General features: G+C 71.6%; 21 protein-coding genes. 12 read left to right on the top strand and 9 right to left on the bottom strand.

The annotated features are described in order from the left end of the window. Positions 1-62: 62 nt before the first annotated feature. From BMX65_RS02795 to BMX65_RS02785, 3 genes are all read right to left on the bottom strand, one after another. Positions 63-2,180 carry an NHLP family bacteriocin export ABC transporter peptidase/permease/ATPase subunit gene (locus tag BMX65_RS02795; protein ID WP_239501843.1) on the bottom strand — a complete coding sequence of 706 codons (2,118 nt, stop codon included), beginning with the start codon at positions 2,178-2,180 and terminating at the stop codon, positions 63-65. A gap of 182 nt (positions 2,181-2,362) precedes the next feature. After that, positions 2,363-3,169 (bottom strand): HlyD family efflux transporter periplasmic adaptor subunit, encoded by an 807-nt coding sequence (locus BMX65_RS02790; RefSeq protein ID WP_074998461.1) that lies wholly within the window; start codon positions 3,167-3,169, stop codon positions 2,363-2,365. Positions 3,170-3,367: 198 nt separating this feature from the next. Then, positions 3,368-3,562, bottom strand: a complete 195-nt coding sequence (locus tag BMX65_RS02785) for a hypothetical protein (protein WP_074998460.1) — start codon at positions 3,560-3,562, stop codon at positions 3,368-3,370. Between the two features lie 390 nt (positions 3,563-3,952). Here BMX65_RS02785 and BMX65_RS02780 point away from each other — a divergent pair, with 390 nt between their 5' ends. The 6 genes from BMX65_RS02780 to BMX65_RS02755 all read left to right on the top strand — a co-directional run bounded on the left by BMX65_RS02780 (position 3,953) and on the right by BMX65_RS02755 (position 9,955). Next, a complete protein-coding gene (locus tag BMX65_RS02780; RefSeq protein WP_074998459.1) occupies positions 3,953-4,765 on the top strand; it encodes a TrmH family RNA methyltransferase in 813 nt (270 codons plus the stop codon). A 359-nt stretch (positions 4,766-5,124) separates the two neighbouring features. Then, the gene (locus BMX65_RS32395; RefSeq protein ID WP_143081796.1) at positions 5,125-5,382 is read left to right on the top strand and encodes a hypothetical protein; all 258 of its coding nucleotides are present in this window, start codon (positions 5,125-5,127) and stop codon (positions 5,380-5,382) included. Positions 5,383-5,395: 13 nt separating this feature from the next. Beyond that, positions 5,396-7,798, top strand: a complete 2,403-nt coding sequence (locus tag BMX65_RS02770) for a DUF6571 family protein (protein ID WP_074998457.1) — start codon at positions 5,396-5,398, stop codon at positions 7,796-7,798. 55 nt (positions 7,799-7,853) lie between these two features. After that, entirely contained in the window at positions 7,854-8,405 is a 552-nt protein-coding gene (locus tag BMX65_RS02765) for a hypothetical protein (protein WP_074998456.1), read from the top strand. A gap of 97 nt (positions 8,406-8,502) precedes the next feature. Beyond that, positions 8,503-9,216, top strand: coding sequence for an NADPH-dependent F420 reductase (npdG, locus tag BMX65_RS02760; protein WP_074998455.1), 714 nt, complete (start codon positions 8,503-8,505; stop codon positions 9,214-9,216). A gap of 13 nt (positions 9,217-9,229) precedes the next feature. Further along, complete coding sequence (locus BMX65_RS02755; protein ID WP_074998454.1) at positions 9,230-9,955, top strand: hypothetical protein; 726 nt, start codon at positions 9,230-9,232, stop codon at positions 9,953-9,955. Positions 9,956-10,081: 126 nt separating this feature from the next. Here BMX65_RS02755 and BMX65_RS02750 read toward each other — a convergent pair whose 3' ends face one another. After that, positions 10,082-10,795, bottom strand: coding sequence for a bleomycin resistance protein (locus tag BMX65_RS02750; RefSeq protein ID WP_074998453.1), 714 nt, complete (start codon positions 10,793-10,795; stop codon positions 10,082-10,084). Between the two features lie 197 nt (positions 10,796-10,992). On the opposite strand from BMX65_RS02750, the gene BMX65_RS02745 reads away from it, so the two are divergent. Both BMX65_RS02745 and BMX65_RS02740 read left to right on the top strand, forming a co-directional pair. Further along, complete coding sequence (locus BMX65_RS02745; RefSeq protein ID WP_074998452.1) at positions 10,993-12,474, top strand: MFS transporter; 1,482 nt, start codon at positions 10,993-10,995, stop codon at positions 12,472-12,474. 81 nt (positions 12,475-12,555) lie between these two features. Beyond that, the gene (locus BMX65_RS02740; protein ID WP_074998451.1) at positions 12,556-12,753 is read left to right on the top strand and encodes a hypothetical protein; all 198 of its coding nucleotides are present in this window, start codon (positions 12,556-12,558) and stop codon (positions 12,751-12,753) included. Between the two features lie 19 nt (positions 12,754-12,772). Here the strand turns inward: BMX65_RS02740 and BMX65_RS02735 are convergent, their stop codons facing one another. Both BMX65_RS02735 and BMX65_RS02730 read right to left on the bottom strand, forming a co-directional pair. After that, on the bottom strand, positions 12,773-13,570 hold the full coding sequence (locus tag BMX65_RS02735; protein WP_074998450.1) for a site-2 protease family protein: 798 nt from the start codon (positions 13,568-13,570) through the stop codon (positions 12,773-12,775). 110 nt (positions 13,571-13,680) lie between these two features. Then, complete coding sequence (locus tag BMX65_RS02730) at positions 13,681-14,691, bottom strand: EamA family transporter (protein WP_074998781.1); 1,011 nt, start codon at positions 14,689-14,691, stop codon at positions 13,681-13,683. Between the two features lie 206 nt (positions 14,692-14,897). Here BMX65_RS02730 and BMX65_RS02725 point away from each other — a divergent pair, with 206 nt between their 5' ends. The 3 genes from BMX65_RS02725 (at position 14,898) to BMX65_RS02715 (ending at position 20,006) form a co-directional block, all read left to right on the top strand. Beyond that, on the top strand, positions 14,898-15,854 hold the full coding sequence (locus tag BMX65_RS02725) for a LysR family transcriptional regulator (RefSeq protein ID WP_074998780.1): 957 nt from the start codon (positions 14,898-14,900) through the stop codon (positions 15,852-15,854). A 123-nt stretch (positions 15,855-15,977) separates the two neighbouring features. After that, positions 15,978-16,343 carry a hypothetical protein gene (locus tag BMX65_RS02720; protein WP_074998449.1) on the top strand — a complete coding sequence of 122 codons (366 nt, stop codon included), beginning with the start codon at positions 15,978-15,980 and terminating at the stop codon, positions 16,341-16,343. Between the two features lie 294 nt (positions 16,344-16,637). Beyond that, a complete protein-coding gene (locus tag BMX65_RS02715) occupies positions 16,638-20,006 on the top strand; it encodes an AfsR/SARP family transcriptional regulator (RefSeq protein WP_239501799.1) in 3,369 nt (1,122 codons plus the stop codon). 103 nt (positions 20,007-20,109) lie between these two features. Here the strand turns inward: BMX65_RS02715 and BMX65_RS02710 are convergent, their stop codons facing one another. The 3 genes from BMX65_RS02710 to panB form a co-directional block, all read right to left on the bottom strand. After that, on the bottom strand, positions 20,110-20,997 hold the full coding sequence (locus BMX65_RS02710; protein WP_074998447.1) for an ABC transporter permease: 888 nt from the start codon (positions 20,995-20,997) through the stop codon (positions 20,110-20,112). Beyond that, entirely contained in the window at positions 20,994-21,995 is a 1,002-nt protein-coding gene (locus tag BMX65_RS02705) for an ATP-binding cassette domain-containing protein (protein ID WP_074998446.1), read from the bottom strand. Before BMX65_RS02705 ends, BMX65_RS02710 begins: the two co-directional genes overlap by 4 nt. 173 nt (positions 21,996-22,168) lie before the next feature. Next, on the bottom strand, positions 22,169-22,996 hold the full coding sequence (panB, locus tag BMX65_RS02700) for a 3-methyl-2-oxobutanoate hydroxymethyltransferase (RefSeq protein WP_074998445.1): 828 nt from the start codon (positions 22,994-22,996) through the stop codon (positions 22,169-22,171). A 473-nt stretch (positions 22,997-23,469) separates the two neighbouring features. Here panB and BMX65_RS02695 point away from each other — a divergent pair, with 473 nt between their 5' ends. Then, positions 23,470-24,519 (top strand): endonuclease/exonuclease/phosphatase family protein, encoded by a 1,050-nt coding sequence (locus BMX65_RS02695; RefSeq protein ID WP_079171651.1) that lies wholly within the window; start codon positions 23,470-23,472, stop codon positions 24,517-24,519. The last annotated feature ends 178 nt before the right edge of the window (positions 24,520-24,697 follow it).

Genomic DNA, 24,697 nt, shown 5'->3' with positions numbered 1-24,697 from the left:
AGGGTCCACCGCGGGACGCTGCGGCACGTTCCCGGTCGGATCGGCGTATGTCACCGGATGCCTCAGTGCTCCTCGACCAGTCGCGCGTACGGGCCCCGCGCGGCCAGCAGTTGCTCGTGCCGTCCCCGCTCCACCGCGGTGCCGCGGTCCAGCACCACGATCTCGTCGCTGTCCCGCACGGTGCTCAGCCGGTGCGCGATCAGCACGCAGGCGCAGCCGCGCCGCCGCAGGTTGTCGATGATGACGGCCTCGGTCTCCGCGTCCAGCGCGCTGGTGACCTCGTCCAGCACCAGGATGCTGGGCCGCCGCACCAGGGCGCGGGCGATCTCCAGCCGCTGCCGCTGGCCACCGGAGAAGTTGCGGCCGTCCTGCTCGACCCGGCTGTGCAGTCCGCCGGGGCGCCGCGCCACGTCCTCGTGCAGCGCGGCGTCCCGCAGCGCCTCCGCCACCGCGTCGTCGGTGATCGAGGGGTCCCACAGTGCCACGTTGTCCCGCACGGTGCCCTCGAAGAGGAACACGTCCTGGTCGACGAAGGAGACGGAGGCGGCCAGTGCTCCGCGCGGCAGGTCCTCCAACCGCCGTCCGTCGATCCGGATGGCGCCCTCCCACGGCGTGTACAGACCGGCGATCAGGCGGGAGACAGTGGACTTGCCGCTGCCCGAACCGCCGACCAGCGCGATCTGACGACCGGGTGCCACGGCCAGCGACAGCCCGCTCAGCAGCGGCTTGTCCAGCGGGTTGTAGCCGAAGGTGACGTTCTCCAGCGCCACGTGCCCGGCCAGCCGCCGGGTGCTGGCGGGCGGCTCGCGCCGGGTGTAGAGCGGGTCGGCGGGGAAGGTCTCCACGTCCTTGAGCCGGGCGACGTCAGCGGCGAAGTCCTGGATGCGGCCCGCCACCGAGTTCAGCCGCGTCAGCGGCGCGGTGAAGCTGGTGACCAGCGCCTGGAACGCGACCAGCAGCCCCGCCGTGATGGCTCCCTCCACCGCCCGCGTCCCGCCGATCAGCAGGATCAGGGCGCTGTTGAGCGTGGCCAGGGTGGGCGCGGTCACGGCCAGCGCGGCGCTCGGCACGCCCAGCCGCTGCTGCACGTCGAGGGTGCCGGCGTGCCGGCCCGCCCAGCGGCGGAAGTAGCCGTCCTCCCCGCCGGTCGCCTTCATCGTCTCGATGAGCTGCAGACCGCTGTAGGAGATGTTGGTCAGCTTGGCCCGTTCGGCGCGCAGCTTCTGCGTCCCGGTGGCCCGCATCCGCACCACGACCCGCATCGCCACCACGTTCAGCAGCGCCACGCCCACGCCGACGAGGGTCAGTTGCGGGTCGTAGGTCCACAGCAGCGCCGCGTAACCCACCACGACCACCGCGTCCACCCCTGCCGCCGCCAGGTCCCGGGCCAGCGTCTCGGCCACGGTGTCGTTGGACTGCAGGCGCTGGACGAGGTCGGCCGGGTTGCGCTGCGCGAAGAAGGTCACCGGCAGCCGCAGCAGGTGCCGCAGGAACCGGGCGCTGCTGAGCGTGGAGGAGATCAGCCGGGCGCGCAGCAGATTGCCCTGCTGGATCGCGGTCAGGACACCGGTCAGCAGGACAGCGGCGCCCATGGCGGTGAACAGCACCTTCAGCAGCGAGTCCTGCCCGCCGAAGACGAAGCTGTCGATGTAGGTGCGGCTGAGCGCGGGCACCGAGGCGCCGACGACGACCAGCAGGAAGCTGGCCACCAGCGCCGCGAACATCGCACCCGAGGTGCCGCGCAGCCGCGCGGGCAGCGCGGCCGTCACCCCCGGCCTGCGGCCGCCCCGGCGGAAGTCCTCGGCGGGTGTGAAGGTCAGCACCACGCCGGTGAAGGAGGAGTCGAACTCCTCCATGGGCACGAACCTGCGCCCGCGCGCCGGGTCGTTGATGTGCACTCCGCGGCGGCCGAAGCGGCGGCCGAGCCCGTCGAAGACGACGTAGTGGTTGAACTCCCAGAACAGGACGGCCGGTGCCCGCACCTCGGCCAGTGCCGCGGGCTCCATCTGCATCCCCTTGGCCGTCAGTCCGTAGCCGCGTGCGGCCTTCAGCAGGCTGCTGGCCCGCGAGCCGTCCCGGGAGACGCCGCAGGCGATGCGCAGCTCCTCCAGCGGCACGTGCCGCCCGTGGTGCCCCAGCACCATGGCCAGCGCCGCGGCACCGCACTCGACGGCTTCCATCTGGAGCACCGTGGGCGTCCGCACGCTGCGCTGCCCGCCCTTGGGCGCCGTCCTCGGCCGTCCGGAGCGGGGCGCGGGCGCCGGGCCGCCGCGGTGTCGGCGCCGGTGCTGCTGCGCGCGCTGCCGCGGGCCCGGCTCGGGGCTCGGTCCGGGGGTCTGCTCGGGGGCCTGCTGACGGGCGGTCACGGCAGCAGCCAGTCGACGGGCCGCTGCGCCGCGAGATGGACGGCCCCGCGCACCGGCGTCGCGGACTCGGGCGCCGACTCGGGGCCCCCGCCCCGGGACCAGACGTACCCCGAAGCGGTCGACGCGGAGCGGTCCAGCCGCACCTGGACGGCCAGCGGACGGCCCCCGCGGGTGAAGGTGCGGGCCAGTTCCTCGTCCCCCAGGAAGCCGCTGATCTGCTCCTTGCTCTGCGGAGTCCGGCCCACGGCCCGCACCGTGCCGCGCAGCAGGCCGTACCGGTCAGCGGACACCGAGCCCACGGTCAGGTCGACCGTGGCGCCCACTCGCACGGTCGCCCCCTTGTCGGCGGGCACGTAGACCATCGCCACCAGGGGATCGTCCGGACCCTCGACGCGTTCGACGGTCGCCACGTCGGCGCCCGTGGTCACCACAGCACCGGTCTCGGCCGCCAGGGACGTGATCCGGCCGCGTGCCACCGCGCGGACGGCGCGTACGCCGCGGGCCGTGTGCACGCTCACCACCGGCGCGCCCTTGTCGACCCGCTGCCCGGCCTCCGCGTGCACGGCGGTGACCTGGCCCGAGACGGGGCTCTGCAGCAGATAGCTGCCCTCGGCACGGGTGAGGACGCCGGGCGCGGTGAGCTTGGACGAGACGGTTCCGGTGACGGCCCACACGCAGCCCGCCGCCATCACCACGAGTGTGACGACGAGGACGAGCAGGCCCTGCGGCCGTGCGAAACGCACCGGAACGTCGAGTTCTTCGGGCGACTGCAACTTGGCAAGCGCCTTCTTGCGGAACTCCACGGCACCTTTCCTTACCCTTCCTTCACGCTTTTCCGCGATCGTTCACCGGGATGTCGAAAGCGGTGCGCAACCGTGCGCATAAGCCCCGGAACGAGGTTCCGGGGCTTATACATGGCCCCACGTCAGAGGAATTGGGAACACTTCCGGGATGACGCGGGAAAGGTGTCGGTCAAGGACACCTGTCTCCTGGCCGAGAGGTCAGGACTGAGCGCCGAGGGAGACGCCGACGCTCGGGAGGCCGTCGGTGCTCACACCGTTGACGGTGTTGCCGACCAGGCCCTCGACGCCGTCGACGGTGCCGCCGACCGAGCCGAGGGTCTCGTTCAGCAGGCCGCCGGAGACGGCGTCCAGCTCGGCGTCGGCAAGCTCGGCGGTCTCGATCTGGTGACGCATGAATGCGCTTCCCTTCATTGCTTTCGGGTTATGAGGGGGACTCGCCCCGGGCGGCGCAAAATGCCGATCAGGGCGCTCATCAGTCGGGCGTCGGGCACACCCGGAAAACCGGGCGAACACGAACCGGTAGCACTCGTTCCGCCCGACTGCCCAGAAAGAGAAACACGCCGCCGCAGTTGCCCGCCACTTGAGGCGCCACTCGTCTCAAGATCTCCACATGGTGCACGGCCCGTCGATGAATCGGCACAGCCCTGCCTCGTTGTGAGGCGTTTCCGGAGGGTGGCGTGCCGCCCGATGCGCCGCGTGCCGTTCGGCGGGAAGCCGACGGGAACCGGGGGATGCCGACGGGAACCGGGGGATGCCGCCCCGGCACCCGATATTCTCGGCGGGATGCGCACCGTCCACCGGCGTACCCGGGTCACCACTCGCAACGCACGCTTCCAGCAGTGGCAGGCCCTGCTGACGAACCGCACCAAGCGGCAGCGCGCGGGGGAGTTCCTGGTCCAGGGGGTCCGTCCGATCTCCCTGGCGGTGCAGGCCGACTGGCCGATCAGCGCCCTGCTCCACGCCGAGGGCCGCAGGCTGTCGAAGTGGGCGCAGGAACTCCTCGACTCGCCCGTCCCCGGCGAGCGCGTCGCCATGGCCCCCGAACTGCTGGCCGAACTCAGCGAGCGCGAGGAAGGCGACGCCGAACTCGTCGCCGTCGCCGGGCTGCCGCAGGACGACCTGGCCCGGATCCCGGTCGGCCCGGCCTTCCTCGGCGTCCTCTTCGACCGTCCCACCAGCCCCGGCAACATCGGAACCCTCATCCGTGCCGCGGACGCCTTCGGCGCGGACGGACTCGTCGTCAGCGGTCACGCCGCCGACGTCTACGACCCCAAGTCCGTCCGCGCCAGCACCGGCTCCCTCTTCTCCCTGCCCGCCGTCCGCGTCGGCTCCCCGCGCCAGGTGGACGACTGGCTCTCCGGCCGCGGCGTCACCGTCGTCGGCACCGACGAACACGGCGAGACCCCGCTCTTCGACGCCGACCTGACCGGCCCGCTCCTCCTCCTGGTCGGCAACGAGACCACCGGTCTCAGCGCCACCTGGCGACAGCGCTGCGACCGCACCGTCCACATCCCCATGCACGGCGCCGCCTCGTCCCTCAACGCGGCCGGCGCGGCAACGGCAGCCCTCTACGAGGCAGCCCGCCAGCGAAGATGAGCACCCCCGGGACCGGTGCCGCGCGGAATCGGCCCGTCCGCCGGTGCGGTTGACCCGGCGGACGAACAGGCCGGTAGAGTGCTCGCTTCGTCACGGTACGCACACTCGCGGAAGGGCTGCGGGACGCCGGGCAACGGGGGATCGAGTGCACTGACCAGCAGGGGGGGAATACGTTGTCCTTGGAGGAGCAGTGGGGGCACACCAGTGAGTCGGCCCGCATGAGACTTGACGGAGCGCCGGGCCATCAAGAGGGATCGGGCCGTGCTGATCTGGCCGTAACCCCGGCCGACAAACGCGCGGCCGCTCAGTATATCGAGACGAACTTGGGCCCGGCCGTGGTCCGTGAGGGTGGGCAGGCGGTGACGGCGTCCACGGACGTGTTCGGGAGCAGCAACACCACGCCTGGAGTGCTGCGGGGCTGGGACACCCGGAAGGGGCTCGACTTCTGCCTGGAGCGCTGGGACGAGGCGGCGAAGAAGGCCGCGACTCGACTGCGCAGCGAGATGCACGCCCTCAACGCGACGAAGACCGTCTTCCAGAATCAAGAGATCGACCGCGTCCGTGGTTTCGGCAGCGTGGCGTCCCCGGACGGCGGAAGCCGCCTCGACGACCTGTGAGGGTGGGGCTTTCATGGAGTTGACGTACCACGACGTCATGAACGCGGATTTTTCCGCTCTGAGCGAGACGGCCAAGAACTGGCGTGCGATGGGGAAGCGTTGCGGCACGCTGCGGGACAACTACCGTGATCACGTGCGCGGCAAGCTGAAAGGGTGGTCAGGCGAGGCTGCGGACGCTTTCTGGAAGTCGTCGAGAACAACTCTCCACGAACTCTCCGCAGCGAAGCACCAGGCGAAGAAGATTGCCGATTTGCTGGACGATTCGCACAGTCGGCTGACCGAGGCCCGGGAGCACCTGAAGAAGGTCCGTGACCAGGCCGTCAAAGACGGTGGCATGAAGGTCGACGCGTACGGCAAGTGCAATCTCGACACCAGCGAAATGACTGAGGAAGAAGCGCAGAGCGCGCTTCGCGATCCTGGCCGTGCAGGCGAGGAGACCAAGTGGAACCACCGGATCCAGAAGGCCGTCAAGCACGTCGACGATGTCGACTACGACAATATGAAGGCACTCAAGGCCGCGGCGCGGGACAAGGACGGTAAGGGGGAGTCGGGCGGCTTCAACGGGAAAGCCGTCGGCGACGTCGAGAAGTACGCGGCCCATCGCGCATCCGACTTGGCCGCTCGACTGGACTCCACGAAGGAGGGCGGTGGGCTGAGCCGTCAGGAGCGCCACGAACTTCAGGTCATGCTGCGCGAGAATGCTGACGACAAGCAGTTCAGCCGCACCATGCTCAACTCTCTCGGACCGCGGGGTCTGATCGATGTCACGAACCAGATGAACGCCCTCGCCTACCGGGCAGGCGGGACGAGCCCAGCCCGCTCCCAGTACCTGGGCATGGAGAAGACGCTGGCCGATACCCTGGCCACGGCCACCAAGGTACCGGTGTTCCGGGACGGGAACGGCAAGAAGATCAAGCTGAGTTCCCCCGAGTACGGCAAGAAGTACACCGCTTGGCTGCACAGCAAGGACGGACACTTCTACGACGAGTGGCGCGAGAGGATGCGCAAGGCCGGCGCAGAGAAGTGGACGATCGAGAACAAGGAGCCGGGAGGCATCGGTGGGACTGCCACTTACGGCCGCGGCTACCAGAGTCTACTCACTCTGATGAAGCACGGGGATGGGTATTCTCCGCAGATGCTTTACGACCTCGGAGATGATCTGCGTTCGGCCGAGGACAAAGATCCCAATATCTGGGATCACATGGGATTCGGGAAGAAGGGATCCGACGGTGGTCCCCCCGAGATGGCAAGCAAGCACTTCGAGAATGACCCCTATGACGGCCTGTTGAAGATCATGTCCAAGGACCCGGATGTCGCTGCAGGCTACCTGGATCCCGCCTCGGACGCGGACCTGACGGATGAGAAGGTGGAAAAGAATGACCGGCTTGAATATCTCCTGAAGGATCGAGACTGGAAGATCGTGGACACCGGTGCCCACGACATCACGGATGTCGTCGACAAGGACGCTCGAGACGGACTGGAGGCGGCATTGAGGGCTGGTGCCACGGGTCGACTTCCCGATGCTGCATCGCCGACCTTTTTGCCGAAGCATTCTGAGGCGAATGCCGGGGTTATGGAGGAAATTGTTCGCGTCCTCGGTAAGCCTGCGGAGGGTGGTGAGGAGCATCTCCTCAGCAAGGATGGCGATCTCGCCGACATGCGAGGCGCTCTAGGGGAGATCGTCGCCGACTATCCTGCGGATGTGCAACGGAATGTGACCGGTGATGACGAATACAAGACGAATGGGGCTACAGCTCATTTCGGGGTGGAGGATCTTGAAGGGTTTCTGAATAAATTGGGCAGAGAGCCCCATGCCTACGGCGCTATCCAGACTTCGCAGCAAATGTATTCTCTCGATCACTTGCGCGATGTGCTGGGTGAGATGAAGCCGGGAGTAGACAGAGGTACGGCTGAGAACCTCGCCGGAGATGCGGTGGCCGGCGCGGCTCATGTCTCCGGAATCCTCAGTGAGGCGAAGGCGGACGCACTCTTCGAGGATAAAATAGGTGATGACCGGGAATTCAATGAGAAGGCGGACAAGGCAAGCAAGTGGGTGAACAGGGTAATTAGCCTGGGTACTGGCAGTTTCTTGAGTGAGGGGCCGGCGGCGCAGCTGTCGACACCGGTCGGCTGGGCTCAGGCGGATGCGAACGAGGCGATTATGAAGCTGATCAAGAAAGATATCCCCCGAGAGGTGCACGTCACTGAGGACGAGACTAGATATCAATATGTAGATTCTCAAACCAACATGAGAGATTTCGCCCGCGACTGGGCCGTGCAGTACGGAAAAGAAGTCGGCTTGGAGGGGGATATTCTTGCGGGGGTCAAGGACGGTGCGCGCAGGGAAGCGCTGGATGCTTTTCAGAGGGGTTCCCACTCCGCCGGGCAGCATGGCAGTGTGCCCCCGAGTCAGTAGGAGCGTTACTGGTGTCCGGCGCCGTCGGGGCGCTCTGCTGATCGCCGTCGCCTCGGTGCTGGTACTGGCTTCGTGCGCCGGTGAACCCGAGCGGGATTATGCGGTCCCTGAGCGCCTGTGCGGCCTGGATCTGGGGCAGGAGAACTATGCGGCTCTCTTCGGCCCCGGGAAGAAGCTGGAGAAGGATTCCCTCGCGGAGTGGGGGGACATGCATGTGATGGCGCAAGGCTGTCGCTACCTGGTGGACGGCCTCCCCCAAGCCGGTGTGGTCGGTGGCTGGGCCAAACAGAACGACGAGGCGGCCCCTTCTACCCCGAATGAGCAGATCAAGGCGCACAACACTCCGGAGAGGCCGCGGAGATACAAGGGGCCGTACGAGGTGGCCACCTGGTCCGGTGGGGCTGTTGCCGCTGTGGACTGCCGGCGGCCGAGCGGGGATCCGGACAAGGATTTCACCCGGTTTCTGATCGATGTCAGTGCGGACGAATCTCCTCTCAGCGAGGATCCGGACCGTGCTCACGAAGTGTTCGGCAAGCTGGCGGAGCTCGTCATGGCGGACGTCGTGGGGAAGCTGTCCTGCCAGGAGGGGAACCGGTCCGCGGGGTGAGGTCCGGCTCGTGGTCCGGCGCGCGGGTGGGCGACGTGATCACCCTCACGAGGTGGACGCCGGGTAACCTCCGGCGGGCGATGGCAGGATGCGCCGTATGACTTCTGCTGCCTCGTCCGATGCCAAAGCCGCCGCGCCCAAGAAGGACCCCTGGGAGCTGCCCGATGTGTCCGGGATGACGGTGGGGGTGCTCGGGGGCACCGGGGACCAGGGGCGCGGGCTGGCCTACCGGCTCGCGCGGAGCGGGATGACCGTCACCATCGGGTCGCGGGCCGCCGAGCGGGCGCAGCAGGCCGCTGACGAGATCGGGCACGGGGTGCGCGGCGCGGACAACGCCGCGTGCGCGCGGGAGTCCGACATCGTCATCGTCGCCGTCCCGTGGGAGGGGCACGCCAAGACGATCGAGTCGCTGCGCGAGGAGCTGGCCGGCAAGCTCGTGGTGGACTGCGTCAACCCGCTCGGGTTCGACAAGAAGGGCGCCTACGCGCTGGTGCCGGAGGAGGGCAGCGCCGCCCAGCAGGCGGCCGCGCTGCTGCCCGAGTCGCGGGTGACGGCCGCGTTCCACCACCTGTCCGCCGTGCTGCTCTCCGACCCGGAGGTCGAGGAGATCGAGACCGACGTGATGGTGCTGGGCGAGGTGCGCGCCGACTGCGAGATCGTGCAGGCCCTGGCCGCCCGGATCCCCGGGATGCGCGGGGTGTTCGCCGGGCGGCTGCGCAACGCGCACCAGGTGGAGTCCCTGGTGGCCAACCTCATTTCCGTCAACCGGCGCTACAGGGCGCACGCGGGTGTCCGTCTCACCGACATCTGAGGAGCGGAGCCGGGTGGGCAAGTGGCGGATCCCCGGCGGCGGCCTGACGGTCGCCGTCGTGGTCGCCGCCGTGCTCGCGAGCTGCTCCGGCCTGGGTGCGGACGGCGACGGGGACGACGGCAGCGGCGACGGCGTCCGGGGTGTCGGCCGGGGTGTCGGCCGGGGTGAGAAGTCCGCGTCCGCGCCGCTGAGTGTCGCCGCCGTCGGGCGGATGGCCGCCGAGCCGGGATCCCGCTGCCCTGTCCGCTACGACATGGCGGGCGCGGCGCGCGCGGCCGGAGTGCACGGTGCGGTCGAAGACGGCTCCGTCGAGGGCGAGCTGCCCGACGGCGCCGATACGCCGCTGGCGCAGTCGGACGGCGCGCTGGTGGACTGCGGCTACCGCCTCGGCACCGAGCAGGTGCGCCTCTTCACCGTCGGCGTCGCCAAGGGGTACGCCGTCAGCGTGCTGCTTCCGCAGATCCAGCACGACGCGGGCATCCCCATGGACGACCTGCTCGACTACGCGGGCCGGGCGCAGCGCGCGAAGCGGGGCGAGGCCCTGCTCACCTCCAGCGGGAACGTCGCCGCGGTGCGGCTGCCGGTCACCGGGCAGGGTGACGTCGCCCTCGTCCTCAGCGTCGGCGAGCACCGCACCCGGCTCTCCGAGGACCAGGTCGCGGATCTGGCCACCCGGCTCGCGAGCCAGGCCCGGGGCCGGGCTCCCGGCGCCGGTCCGCCGGCCGGCCGGCGCGACTGACACCGGTCGCTCTCGTGCACTGGCGCCGGTCGGCTGCCCGGCGCGGTCCGTCCGGCGACGCCGGTCCGCTCCCGGCACAGGTCAGCCCTGCGCCACGCGGTCCGGGACCGGGCTCGGACCGGGCGTTCAGGTTCCGTCCCGCAGCGTCGCGAGCCGTCGGAGTTCGTCGCGCAGCGCCTCCCGTTCCCCGGCCGTCAGCCGCTCGGCGGCCGTCTCGGCCTCGGCCTGCGCCCGGCGTGAGGTCTCCGGGTCCCCGCTGCGCTCCGCGAGGTCCGCGCGCAGTACGAGCAGGCGGAACAGTTCCGCGGGCGCGGGCTGCTCGTCCCGGAGTCCGAGTGCCCGGTCGACGATCCGCGCGGCGCCGGTCAGGTCCTCCTTGGCGTCGGCGAGGAGGGCGGCGTGGTGCAGGGCGCGGGGGAAGGTGCCCGGCGGCGCCGCCCGGTGGCGCGGGTCGTCGCCGGTCGGCTGGGCGATGCGCAGGCAGTTGCCGCCGGGGTCGGTCATCAGGAACTGCCGGACTCCGTACGACGTGTCCTTGAGCGGTCCGATGCGGGGCAGCCCGCGGACGGGGACGCGCCCGTAGGCCGCTCGGAGTCCGGACCGGAAGGTCTCGTGCAGGGCGTCGACGTCGTCGGTCCGGATACAGCACGTGCTGTACGACGCGGTCGGCTCGTAGTCCTTCATGCCGAAGAAGTGCAGGTGTATGCCGCCGCGCTGGACGACCGCGTACGGGTTGGGGCGCCGCTGCTCGAAGGTCACCTCGAAGCCGAGGGACGTGTAGAAGTCGAGAACGGGCTGGAGGGTCCGGCACGGCATGATCGGAACGGTGGTCTCTCCCATGCCCGCACTTTAGTCAAACTTGAATACTCTGATGTGCATGATGTGCAGCCGTGTGCTGTGTGCGCCCGCGCACCGGAAGGTCACGCACACCGCCGCCGACCCGGCGGCCGGGCGCGTCGCGGACATGCGAGCCGCGCGCCGACCATGATGGGGTCGGCGAAGACGGGTCGCGGGGCGCGCCCGCCGGGGAGGCACTGATGGCACAGCAGCCCGAACCCGCCTCCGGGCGGGCCGGGTCGACGGCGGGCGAGCAGCCGTACACGCCGGATCCGCGGCGCTGGAAGGCACTGTCGGTGTGCCTCCTCGTCGGCTTCATGTCCCTGCTGGACGTCTCCATCGTGAACGTCGCGCTGCCCGCGATCGAGAAGGGGCTGGCCGCCTCGCAGTCCGCCCTCTCCTGGGTGGTCTCCGGATACGCCCTCACCTTCGGTCTGGTCCTCGTCCCCTCCGGCCGGGTCGGGGACGCGCTGGGCAGGCGCACCGCCTTCCTCGGCGGGCTGGTCCTGTTCACCGCCGCCTCCATGGCCTGCGGCTTCGCCCAGGGAGCCGGATGGCTGGTGGGGTCCCGCGCAGTGCAGGGCGTGGGCGGCGGGCTGGTGATGCCGCAGATCTCCGGAATGATCCAGCAGCTCTTCCGCGGCGCCGAGCGCGGCAAGGCGTTCGGTCTGCTCGGCTCCACCATCGGCCTGTCCACCGCGGTCGGACCGCTGCTGGGCGGGCTGCTCATCCAGATCTTCGGCGCGGCGGAGGGATGGCGCTGGGTGTTCTTCGTGAACCTGCCCATCGGCATCGTCGCGTTCCTCCTCGCGCTGCGCCTGGTGCCGCACGCCTGTGCCGAGCGCGACACCGGGCACCGGCACAGCCTCGACCCGGTCGGTGTGGCGCTGCTGGGCTCGGGGGTGCTCGCACTGATGCTGCCCCTCGTGGAGGAGCGGCAGTGGCAAGGGCAGGGCAAGTGGCTGCTGGTTCCCGCGGGCGCGCTGCTGATCTGCGCGTTCGTGGGGTGGGAGCGGTACTACCAGCGCCGGGGCAGGGAGCCCCTGGTGGACCTGCGGCTCTTCCGGGACCGCTCGTACTCGCTGGGCGCTCTGCTGGGGCTGGTCTACTTCGCCGGGTTCACCACGATCTTCTTCATCTTCACCCTCTTCCTGCAGAACGGCATGGGCTACACCGCGCTGCAGGCCGGACTCACCCTGACGCCCTTCGCCATCGGCTCGGCGATCTCGTCGGCGGTCGGCGGGCGGTTCATCACCCGGGTGGGCCGCCCGCTGATCGCCGTCGGCCTGGGGCTCGTCCTGACCGGTCTCGCGGGCGCGGCGCTCGCGGTGCACGAGGTGCAGAACAGCGGTGTGGGCTGGGCGCTGACCGGGCCGATGCTGTGGGCCGGGCTCGGCTCCGGGCTGGTCATCTCCCCCAACCAGACCCTGGCCCTGCGCTCGGTGCCCGTCGCCCAGGGCGGGGCAGCGGGAGGGGTGATCCAGACCGGTCAGCGGATCGGTTCGGCCGCCGGGATCGCCGCGGTGGGCGCGGTCTTCTTCGCCCGGCTGGCCGGCAGCCGCAACTGGGCGACCGCACTGGACTACGGCCTGCTCACCGCCGAGTGCTTCGTCGCGGGCGCGCTGGCGGTGGCCGTCGCCGACGTCCTGTACGGGCGCCGCGCCGCCCGCAGGGAGGGGTGAGGGACGGTGAGGGACAATGTCCGGTGCGCACACCCGTGCGTTCCGCACCGCACCACCGCACCCCTCGTTGGAGACCGAGCCATGCCAGCCCCCGCCCGCCGCATGCCCAAGGGCCTCGCCCTCTACGCGACCCTCATCTGCGTCCTGGCCGTCGTCGCGGCCGTGATCTCCTTCGCCAACGGGAGCTGGCTCGGTGTCGTCTGGGTGCTGCTGGCGGGCCTGACCTCGAACATGGCCTGGTACTACCACCGCCGGACGGCGGGGGCCGCGGAGCGCTAGCCGCCTTGGTGCGGCCCGCTCAGGGGACGAGCACGTTCTGGGGTTCGCCCTCCCAGAAGCGGAAGTACTCCAGCCCCAGATAGGTCTCCGCTTCCGAGACGTCCATGCCGCGCAGCAGGGTGTCGACGAAATCCCAGAAGACCTCGTTGACCTGCGGAATCCACAGGCACCCGAAGACGACCAGCAGCCCGAACGGGGCGAAGGGCTCCGCCTGCTGCCGGGCGCGGGGCGACAGCCAGGGTTCCAGGACGCCGAAGCCGTCGAGCCCCGGCACGGGCAGCAGGTTCAGCAGCGCGGCGGTCACCTGGAGCAGCGCGAGGAAGGCCAGCGCGCAGCGGAAGGCGACGGGGACGTCGTGCAGGGCGCCGAGCCAGAACGGCGCCGTGAGTACCGCCGCGAACAGCGCGTTCGTCAGCGGTCCCGCCGCCGAGATCAGGCTGTGCTTCCAGCGGCCCCTGATCCGGCCCCGCTCGATGTAGACCGCACCGCCGGGCAGACCGATGCCGCCGAGGACGACGAAGAGCACCGGCAGCACGATGCTGAGCATGGCGTGCGTGTAGTGCAGCGGGTTCAGCGTCAGATACCCCTTCGCCCCCACGGAGACGTCTCCGGCCCGCAGTGCCGACCGCGCGTGCGCGTACTCGTGCAGGCACAGCGAGATGATCCATCCGGAGACGACGAAGAAGAACACGGCGACGCCCGTCACCTCGGCCCAGCCGGCCCAGACGGCCCAGCCGGAGACCGCCATGATCGCGACGAGTCCGAGGAAGACCGGACTGATCCGGTGGTGGTCCGGGTGGGTGGCGGTGCTGGTCATGGAGCCAGACCGTACCGGCAGCGGCCGGACCCCGCGAACCCCGCGCCCGATACGGGCCGTTGGGGGCCGAATGGCCCGCCGGAGCAGCCTCCGGCGGGCCCGGAGCAGGGCTACGGTGCCCCGGCGGCGGACTTCGGCGCCGCTCCGGACGCTGCCGGGGACACGTCCGGGGTCGCCTCCGCGTCGGCTGCCGCGGGAGCCCCTGCCGCTGCCACCCGTCCATCGCGCCGTCCCGCCGGGGACACGCGCCGTCCCGCCGGGGACACGCGCCGTCCCGCCAGGGACACCAGCGTCACGCCGCCGATCAGCAACGCGGCGGCCAGGGCGTCCAGCGGCGTGATGCGTTCGCCCAGCAGCAGCGCTGCCGAGGTCATACCGAAGACCGGTACCAGCAGCGAGAAGGGCGCCACCGACGAGGCGTCGTAGTGCCGCAGCAGGAACCCCCAGGCGGCGAAGCCGAACAGGGTGGCGACCCAGGCGACGAAGCAGACGGCGCCGAGCCCGCTCAGGTCGAGGGAGCGCAGCGCGGCGAGGTCGGCGGCGGGGCCTTCGAACAGCAGGGAGAGCGCGGCCAGCGGCAGCGGCGGGACGAGACTCACCCACACCATCCACGAGAACGCGTCCGGGGGTGCCGCCTTGCGCGTCAGGACGTTGGACACGCCCCAGGCCGCGGCCGCCGCGACGACCAGGAGGAAGCCGCCCAGCGGGCCGGTCGAGCCCTGCCCCGCGCCGGCCACCGCGATCCCGGCCAGCGCCACCGCCATACCGGCCAGCCGTACCCGGCCGAGGCGTTCACGCAGGAACGCGGCGGCGAAGACGGCGGTGAAGACCGCCTGCACCTGGAGGACGAGGGAGGACAGGCCCGCGGGCATGCCGGCGCGCATTCCGATGAACAGCAGCCCGAACTTCGCCACTCCCAGGGCCAGCCCGACGGCGACGATCCAGCGCAGCGCGACGCCGGGACGGCGGACGAGGAAGACGGCCGGGAGCGCGGCGACCAGGAAGCGCAGCGCGGAGAAGAGCAGCGGCGGGAAGTGCCGCAGCCCGACCTCGATGACGACGAAGTTGACACCCCAGACGGCGGTGACGAGCACGGCGAGGGCGCAATGGAGGGGACGCAGACGCATGCTCTGATCGTCGCGGGCCGGACCGTGCAGTACCAGCACAGACTTCTTCATGGTTGGATTCAGCAATACTGAATCGTCCGTGCTGCTGGATCGCCGTGCCCGCCGTGCCCGCCGTGCCCGCCGTGCCCGCCGTGCCCGCCGTGCGGCCGTGCCCGCCGTGCGGCCGTGCCGGCGCGGAAACCGGAGAGGGGCGCAGAGACGTGCTCGACCTGTCCAGACTGCGTGCGCTGCACGCCGTCCACCTGCATGGTTCGGTGGGGAACGCCGCGCAGGCGCTCGGCTACACCCCGTCCGCCGTCTCCCAGCAGGTCGCCAAGCTGGAACGGGAGACCGGCACCGCGCTGCTGGAGCGTGCCGGGCGCGGGATCGCCCTCACCGACGACGCGCTGATGCTGGTGCGGACCGCGGAGGAGGTGCTCGGCCTCGTCGAACAGGCCGAGGTCGCTCTGGAGCAGCGCAAGGGGCACCCCGCGGGTCAACTGCGGCTCGCCGCCTTCCCCAGCGGCGCCCGCGGGCTGATGCCCCGCGTCCTGGCCGAACTCGCCGCCGACCACCCGCAACTGGACCTGCGGATGTCGGAGGTCGATCCGCATCTGTCGGTGGGGCTGGTGGCCAGGGGCGAGATCGATCTGGCCCTGGCCCACGACTGGGACATCACCCCGATGCCCGCGCCCGAGGGGGTGCGCAGCATTCCGCTGGGCGTGGACACCTGCGAGGTGCTGCTGCCGGCCGGGCATCCGCTGGCCGCGCAGGACACCCTGGAGACGGCGGACCTGGCCGGCCGGCGCTGGGTGTGCCAGCCGCCGGGCACCGTCTGCCACGACTGGCTGCACACGACGCTGCGCACCGCGGGCCAGGAGCCGGACGTCGCCTACTACGTGGCCGAGTTCCAGACCCAGGTCGCCCTGGTCGCCGCGGGGCTGGGCATCGCCCTGCTGCCCCGGCTGGGGCGGGGGCCGCTGCCCGACGGGGTGGTGCTGCGCCCCCTGGAGCCCACGCCCACTCGCCGGTTGTTCGCGGTCACCCGCGACGGGCTGCTGCGTCGCCCGGCGGTCAGGGTGGCGCTTCGCGTCCTGCGCGAGGCGGCGAGCGCCGTTCCCTCTCCCGCGCGCTGCCAATGCCACCGACAGAGTGGTGTGGACTCGCTCAAAGAGTGACGTCAGGGCAGATTCCATACCAGAAGCCGCGATGCCTGCTGTTCTGAACCGGTGCGAATGCACATCTCCCGACGTCCCGCCGACAGGGGCGGAGCAGACGCGGGAAGAGGAAAGGACAGCCAGATGAGGAAGTCGGCAACAACCCGCCGCGCACGGGCCCTGACAGTGGTGGCGGCGATGGCGACCGCGCTGGTGGGCATGGCCCCCGTGTCGGCGGTCGCCGGTGACGGGCCGGACGACGGTCACCACCACAAGCGCGGCTACGTCTGCGACCGGCTGGAGTGGGACCACCGTGACCACCACCACGCCGCGGTCGGCAGCGGTCGGTGCCACGCGATGAACGCCCCGCGCCGTGGCGACATCCGCGGACCGTTCACCATCAAGACCCGGCACGGCCACCACAAGGTGCTCTGCGTGAGCAGGCACGGCGACTCCGGCTACGCCAACACCCCCAGGTGGGTCCGCGGTAAGGACTGCCGCCGCGCCTGATCGGCTGGGTACGCCACGGGCCGGGTGCACGGACTCCACCGTGCTCCCGGCCCGTTCGGCGTCCGGCGGCACGCGCACGACGCGGCGGCCCGCCCGGACCCCGGCGGCCCCGCGGCCGGGATCCTCTCCGCGGTCCGGCCCCGGTCCTCCGGCAACCGTCGCGGTCCTCCGGCAGCCGTCCCCCGGCACTCCCGGCAACCGTCCCGCCGGTCCCCGCCCTAGGCGCCGGAGCGGTCTGCGGCGACCGGTTGCCGGCCGACTGCCCATCGGGTGCCGGGCGGCCGATGGCAGTATGTGAGGGTGCGCTACCTCTATCGCGTTCTGGGAACCACCCAGGCTCTCCGCCAGGACGGCACCGCCGTGCCGATCGGGGGAGCGCGGCTGCGCGCCCTGCTGACCGCGCTCGCCCTCGCGGGCGGCCGCACGGTGCGCTCCGGTGAACTCGCCGCATCGGTGTGGGGGGAGGACGAGGATCCACCGGCCGACGAGACGGCGGCGCTCCAGGCGCTCGTCGGACGGCTGCGCAGGTCCCTGGGCCGGGAGGCGGTGGGCTCTGCGGACGGCGGCTACCGGCTGGTGGCCGAACGCGACGACATCGACCTGTACCGCTTCGAGCGGCTGGCGTCCGAGGGGGCCGCCGCGCTCGCGGACGACGACCCCGCCAAGGCCGCCGATCTCCTGGACGACGCCCTCGCGCTGTGGCGCGGCCCCGCGCTGACCGATCTGCCCGACGGGGGAGGGGCCGCCGGGGTCCGCGCCGCCGACCTGGCGCTGGGCGCCCGGCGGCACCGGGCCGAGGCGGCGCTCGCCCTCGGCCGGGCCGAGGAAGTGCTGCCCTCGGTGCGGCAGTTGGCCGCCGAGCATCCGATCGACGAGCCGCTCCAGGCCGTCCTGCTGCGCGCGCTGCGCGACGCGGGCCGTACCGCCGAGGCGCTGGCCGCCTACGAGGCGGTCCGCGCCCGGCTCGCCGACCAGCTCGGGACCGACCCGGGTGCCGAACTCCGCGAGCTGCACGCCCGGCTGCTGGCCGACGACCCCCCGGCGCCGGTCCCGGAGCGTTCCCCGGCGCCCGCCGCGGGACGGCCGTCCCGGCGGGCGCCGGGGAATCTGCGGGCCGGGCTGACCTCGTTCGTCGGCCGGGAGGGCGAGATCGAGGCGCTGTGCCGGGAGCTGGGTGCGGCGCGGCTGGTGACCCTGACCGGGCCCGGCGGGGCGGGCAAGACCCGGCTGTCGCTGGAGGCGGCGGCGCGGGCCCGCGCGGAGCGCGGCGAGGAGTGGGCGGACGGCGTGTGGGTGGCCGAACTCGCCGCCGTACGGGACCCGGACGACCAGGGGGCGACGGCGGAGGCCGTGCTCACCGCGCTCGGCGGGCGCGAGACGTTGCTGACCGGCACCACTGCCGAGGGGCTGCGGGCGGCCTCCGACCCCACGGCGGGAGATCCGCTGGCCCAGTTGTCCGAGCGCTGCGCGGCCCGCCGGATGCTGCTGGTGCTGGACAACTGCGAGCATCTCGTCGAGGCGGCGGCGCGGGTGGTGGAGCGGTTGCTGGTGGAGTGCCCGGGGGTCAGCGTGCTGGCCACCAGCCGCGAACCGCTGGGCGTGCCCGGCGAGTTCGTCCGCCCGATCGAGCCGCTGCCGGACCCGGTGGCGCTGCGGCTGCTGGCCGAACGGGGCGCCTCCGCGCGTCACGGGTTCCGGGTCGAGGACGATCCGGAGGCGTGCGCGGAGATCTGCCGCCGGCTCGACGGGTTGCCGCTGGCGATCGAGCTGGCGGCGGCCCGGCTGCGTTCGCTCACCCCCGGTCAGCTCGCCCGCCGTCTCGATCAGCGGTTCCGGCTGCTCAACAGCGGGAACCGGACGGTGCTGCCGCGCCAGCAGACGCTGCGCGCGGTGGTCGACTGGTCGTGGGAGCTGCTGGACGCGGCGGAGCGGGACGTGCTGCGGCGGCTGTCGGTCTTCGTGGGCGGCTGCCAACTGGAGCAGGTCGAGGAGGTGTGCGCGGATCCGGCCGGTCCGGACGGGGACGTCGCCGCCCTCCTGAGTTCCCTTGTCGACAAGTCGCTGGTAGTGGCCGCTCCTGATGACGACGCGGCCGGGATGCGCTACCGGCTGCTGGAGACCGTCGCCGAGTACGCCGCCGAGAAGCTGGACGAGGTGCCCGGTGAACGGGAACATGCCGAGCGCCGCCATCTCGTCGTCTACCGCGAACTGGCCCGGAACGCCGATCCGTTGCTGCGCGGGCCCCAGCAGGTCGCCTGGCTGGACCGGCTGGAGCGCGAGCACGACAACATCCGCGCCGCACTGCGCCGGGCCGTCGCCGCACGGGACGAGCACGAGGTGCTGTGCATGATCCTGTCGATGAGCTGGTTCTGGCAGCTCCGCGGCCACCGCGGCGACGCGCGCCACTGGGGGGACGCCGCGCTGGCCCTCGGCCCCGACCCCTTCGCCACCCCGGCCCGGCCCGCGCCGCCGCTGTACGAGCCGTGCACCGCGAAGCCGCCGCCCATGAGCGAGGAGCAGTTGTGGGAGGCCCGGCGCGGGGCGCGGCTGATGGTGCTGGCGGACGCCGAGGAAGGCGTGCACGAGCTGTCGAGTCCGGCGCGGCAGGCGGAGCTGCGCACCATCACCCGGGTCTACTCGCCGGGGATGCCGCAGGTGTGCCGGATCCCCGGCTGCATGTGGTTCTTCGCGTGGCTGATGACCGGCGAGGTCGGCAAGCTCGCCGAGCTGTCCGACGCCTTCGTGGCAGGCTGCCGCGAACTGGGCTACGAGTGGGAGCTGGCCTTCGCCCTCCAGCTCCGCGCCAAACTCACCAGCGACCACCCCGAGACCTGGGAGCGGTCGGCCATGGACGCGGCGGAGAGCCTGGAGATCTTCCGCAGAGTCGGGGACGCCTGGGGGGAGGCCGAGGCGCTCTCGGGCCGCGCCGAGGCGCTCACCGCACGGGGGGAGTACGCGCGCGCCGCCGAGGACTGCCGGCACGCCATCGCCCGGGCCGACCAGCTCGGCGCCCACAGCCAGGTGCCGCAGCTCAAGTCCCGGCTGGGCTCGGTGCTGGTGGAACTGGACGACCCGGCCCAGGCCGCCGAGGGCGAGCGGCTGATGCAGGAGGCCACCGAGGAATCGGAGCACATGGGGGGCGAGGGCCCCAACTTCGCCGCCGTGCAGTGGGCCATCCACCTCACCCGGCTGGGCCGGACGGCGCAGGCGCGGGAGCTGCTGGTCCCGCTCGTCGACCAGTTCGCCGAGCGGGTGCCGCAGCTCTTCGCCGGGATGATCGAGGGTCTGCTGGCCTGGACGTACGTCGAGGACGGCCGGGGCGCCGAGGCGCTGGCCACTGTCCAGGAGTCGATCGTCAAGACTCGCGAGGTGGTGGCGGAGGCCATCGCCCCGCATCTGACGCTGAGCCAGTTGCTGACTGGCGCACGGGCCCTGGCCCTGGTCGGCCGGGGCGCCGAGGGCGGGCGCCTGATCGGTGCCTACGACGGGCTCTCGAAACTGCCGGAGGGGCACTTCCCGCACCCTGTCGAACGCGAGTCGCGGAAGGCTGCCGAAGCAGTCGTGCGGGAAGCGCTGCCCGGCGAGGGAGCGTACGCACGGGCGTACGCCTCCGGCGCGGGCCTCACCCTGCCCGAGGCCGTCGCCCTGGTGCGCGACGCCTGAACCGGATCGCCGCCGCCCCGGGCGCCGCGCGCCCGGGGCCGGCCGGCCGCTCCGCGGCCGGCCGGCCCCGCTCCGGCAGGGCCGGTGGCGGTATCCGGCACCGTCAGGTCTTCTTGCGGAACTTCGTGATGGCGATCGGCGCCGTGACGACCGTCAGGCCCACCGACCAGATCACCGTCCACATCACCGGGCCGGCGACCTCGCCCTGGCCGAGCATCAGCCCGCGCGCCGCGTCGGCGAGGTGGGTGAGCGGATTGACGTCGGTGAACGCCTTGAGCCAGCCGGGCATGGTGCCGGGCGGCACGAAGACCGAGGAACCGAACTGGAGCGGCATCAGCACCAGGAACGAGACGCCCTGCACGGCCTGCGCCGTGTTCATCGTCAGACCCAGCAGGATGAAGATCCACAGCAGCGAGGCGCCGAACAGCGCGGTCAGCCCGATGGCGGCCAGCATTCCCAGCCAGTGGCCGTTGATCTCGAAGCCGTTCAGGAAGCCCACGGTGAGCAGGACGGTCACGGCGACCAGCATCCGGCCGATCTCGACGACCGACTTGGCTATGAGCACCGAGGAGCGGGCGATCGGCATGGACCGGAAGCGGTCCATCACGCCCTTGCGGAAGTCCTCGTTGATGCCCGTGCCGACCGCCATGGCGATGGACATGCCCATCATGCCCATCATGCCGGGGATCAGATACTGGACGTACTGGTCCCGGTCGCCGCTGGCGCCGTCCCCGCCGATGGCGCCGCCGAAGACGTAGACGAACAGCAGCGTGAAGATGATGGGCATCAGCAGCGCGTCCATCATCGACTCGGGATCCTGCTTGATCTGCAGGGCGTTGCGCCGCACGAGCGCGCCGATGTGCCGCAGATTGGCCTGCAGCCCGATCCGGCCCTCCACCGTGCCGGGCTTCTGGGGCGCGGAGCCGCTGCCCGCCCCGGACCCGGTCGGGGACTCCCCGGATTGGGGCGCTTTGACGGTGGCGGTACTCACGCCGCGACCTCCTCGAGCTCGTTGTCGTCGTCCTGATGGGTGGCCTTCTGGCCGGTGAGGGCGAGGAACACCTCGTCCAGACTGGGCAGATGGGTGGCGATGTCGGCGAGTGCGAAGCCGCGCTCGCCCAGCAGCGAGACCACGGCCGTGAGCTGCTCGTCGCTGACGATCGGGACGCTGACCACGCCCGACGCCTCGTCGGCGGTGGCGCCCGCCAGGCCGTCCAGCCCCGCCTGGGCGAGCGCGCCGACCATCCGCTGCAGCTCGCCGGGGTCCGCCGGGCGGACCTCCAGGGTGCGGCCGCCGACCTTCGCCTTCAGCTCGGGCACCCGGCCCTCGGCGATGATCCGGCCGCGGTCGATCACGGTCAGCTCCTCGGCGAGCTGCTCCGCCTCCTCCATGTACTGGGTGGTGAGCAGGACGGTGTTCCCCTCGGCCACGATGTTCTTGACCTCGTCCCACACCTCGTTGCGGGTACGGGGGTCGAGACCGGTGGTGGGCTCGTCCAGGTAGAGGACCTTGGGGCGGCCGATCATGGAGGCCGCCAGGTCGAGCCGGCGGCGCATACCGCCGCTGTACTTCATCACGGGGCGCCGGGCCGCCTCGGTGAGGGAGAACCGCTCCAGCAGTTCGTCCGCGCGCTCGCGGGACTGGGAGCGGGACAGGTCGAGCAACCGCCCGATCATGTACAGGTTCTCCCAGCCCGACAGCTTCTCGTCCACCGAGGCGTACTGGCCGGTCAGACCTATCGTGCGACGCAGCTCGCGGGGCTGGCGCACCACGTCGTACCCGGCGACCTTCGCCGTGCCCCCGTCGGGCTGCAGCAGGGTGGAGAGCATCCGGACGAGCGTCGTCTTGCCCGCGCCGTTGGGGCCCAGCACACCCATCACGGTGCCCTCGCGCACGTCGAGGTCGATGCCGTCGACCGCCTTCGTCTCCCCGAAGTGTTTGACCAGCCCGCGGACCTCGACCGCGTTCGTCGTCTTCTCTCGCGTCATGCGGCCAATATGGCAGCCGCCACTGACAAACGACCGACAGCCCACCGACAGCGCTCGGAAGCGCTGTCGGCGGGCCGGCGGCGGGCCGGCGCCGTCACCGGCGGACCGCTGCGCGGCGCGGCACCGTCACCGGGCGCCCGCGTGCACGGCGCCGTCGGCGACGCTGTTCCGGCTCACTCGTAGGAGTGCTCCGCGGCCGGGAAGGTCCCGGTGGTGACGTCCTCGGCGAACGCGCGGGCCGCGTCGCCCAGCACCGAGCGCAGCGCGGCGTACTGCTTCACGAAGCGCGGCAGCTTGCCGGGGGTGAGGCCCGCCATGTCGGTCCACACCAGCACCTGCGCGTCGCACTCGCTCCCGGCACCGATGCCGACTGTCGGGATCTGCAGCGCCCGGGTCACCTCGGCGGCGACCGGAGCGGGCACCATCTCCAGGACGAGCGCGAAAGCTCCGGCGTCCTGCGCGGCCTTGGCATCCCGCATGAGCTGCGCAGCCGCCTCCTCACCGCGCCCCTGCACCCGGTAGCCCATGGCGTGCACGGACTGCGGGGTGAGCCCCACGTGCGCCATCACGGGGATGCCGGAGCGCGCCAGCAGGCCGATCCGGTCGGCCGAACGCTCCCCGCCCTCGATCTTGACGGCCTGCGCGCCGGCTTCCTTGACGAGCCGGGTGGCGCTGCGCAGCGCCTGCACCTCTCCCTCCTGGTACGAGCCGAACGGCAGGTCGGCGACGATCAGGCCGCGGCTGGTGCCCCGCACCACGGCGGCCGTCAGCATCGTCATCTCGTCCATGGTGACCGGCACGGTCGTCTCGTAGCCGAGGTGGCAATTGCCCATCGAATCGCCGACCAGGATGACGGGGATACCGGCCTCGTCGAAGACGGAGGCGGTCATCGCGTCGTAGGCGGTGAGCATGGGCCACTTCTCGCCCCGCTCTTTGGCGAGTGCGAGGTCGCGCACGGTCACACGGCGATTACGGGTACCCCCGTAGAGCGTCTGCGGCATGGCATTGACTCCTGTTGTCGTCTCGAAGCGCCCCAACGGCGTCTCCGGATCCAGGTCCATGCTGGCACGCCCCTCCGCGCACCGGTAGGGGCCCCGTCCGGAAGCGGATCATGACCGGCGACCGGCGACCGGCCGCGGCGCCCCGGCGGCGTGCGCCGGCCCGGCACGTACCGGCGGCTGCGCCGGGCCACCTCCCCGACGGCGCGCGGGCTCCCGGACGGCGCGCGGGCTCCCGGACGGCGCGGGGGCGCGCCGCGGCGGACCGCCGCCGCCACCGGGTGTCCGGGTTGTGTCACAGTCGCGGTCCGGCCCCGACCTGCCGGAACTCCAGGAGCGCCGCGCCTCGTCCTCCTCTCGACTCCGCACAGCGGAATCAGGGCGGAAGCGGCGGTGGGACCGCAGGGTTCGACTGGATGAAAACCGTTATCGCCTATCGTTCATCGGGCACCAGCACAGGCAAGTGAGGACGGCGGATGGCGCGCGCGTACACGTCGGAGGCCACATACCGCGAGGACGGCGACGAGCAGCGGGGGTTCTGGTCCCGCTGGTCCGGCCGGCTGCCGGGCGGCAGCTCGCCGGGGCGGTGGGGTTCGGGCGCCTGGCGGCGTGGCCTGGTCCTCGCGGCGGTCGCGCTGCTCCTGGGGCTGGCGTTCTTCCTGCACGCCGAGGTGCCCAACGCGGTCGGCAACCTGGGTTCGCTGTGGGAGACGTTCCTGCCGTGGGGCGGTCTGCTGATCGTGGTGCTGCTGGTCGCGGCCGTGCTGCGCCGCTCGGCGACCGCGCTGGTCGCGCTGCTGGTGCCCGCACTGATGTGGGTGAACCTGTTCGGCGGCCTCTTCAGCGACAAGACCGGCGGCGGTGCCGGAGACCTGACCGTCGTCACCCACAACGTCAACGCCGGCAACACCGACCCGCGGGGCACCGCCGAGGCGCTGGTCGACTCCGGGGCCGACGTCATCGCGCTGCAGGAGGTCTCCTCGTCCCGAGCCGGCTCCTACCGGTCCGCGCTCGACCGCACGCACCCGTACCACAAGCTCGCGGGCACGGTCGGGATCTGGAGCAAGTACCCGCTCTCCGACGCCAGGACCGTCGACATCAAGATGGGCTGGCCGCGCGCGATGCGTGCCACGGTGCGCACCCCGAAGGGCGAGGTCGCCGTCTACGCCGCGCATCTGCCCTCGGTGCGCGTGCAGTTCCGCTCCGGCTTCACCGCCGGGCAGCGGGACGGCAGCGCGGAGGCGCTCGGCGAGGCGATCGCCCACGACCCCGCCGACAAGGTGCTCCTCCTCGGCGACCTCAACGGCACCATGAACGACCGCGCGCTGGCGCCCATCACCTCCCAGATGCGGTCCGCGCAGGGCGCGGCCGGGGACGGCTTCGGATTCAGCTGGCCCGCCTCCTTCCCGATGGCCCGGATCGACCAGATCATGCTCAAGGGAGCCGACCCCGTCTCGGCCTGGACGCTCCCGGCGACGGACAGCGACCACCTGCCGATCGCGGCGAAGATCGACCTGACGGACTGAGACCGGCCGGGGCCGCTCCGGGCGGCCCCGGCGGCGGGCTCGTTTTGCACCGCGGAACATCTGGCTGCGAGACTTTGTTGCGGAGCAATACATAGGGGGCAGTGCCGCCTCCGACCACTGTCCGCTCCCTCTCCTCCACTCCGCTCCCCTCCGCTCTCCTCCACTTCTCCTCCACTCC

It is taken from the genome of Streptomyces qinglanensis (assembly GCF_900111245.1).
Classification (GTDB): domain Bacteria; phylum Actinomycetota; class Actinomycetes; order Streptomycetales; family Streptomycetaceae; genus Streptomyces; species Streptomyces qinglanensis.
The sequence above is the reverse complement of the archived record's forward strand: the minus strand, read 5'-3'. Positions and strand labels throughout refer to the sequence as shown.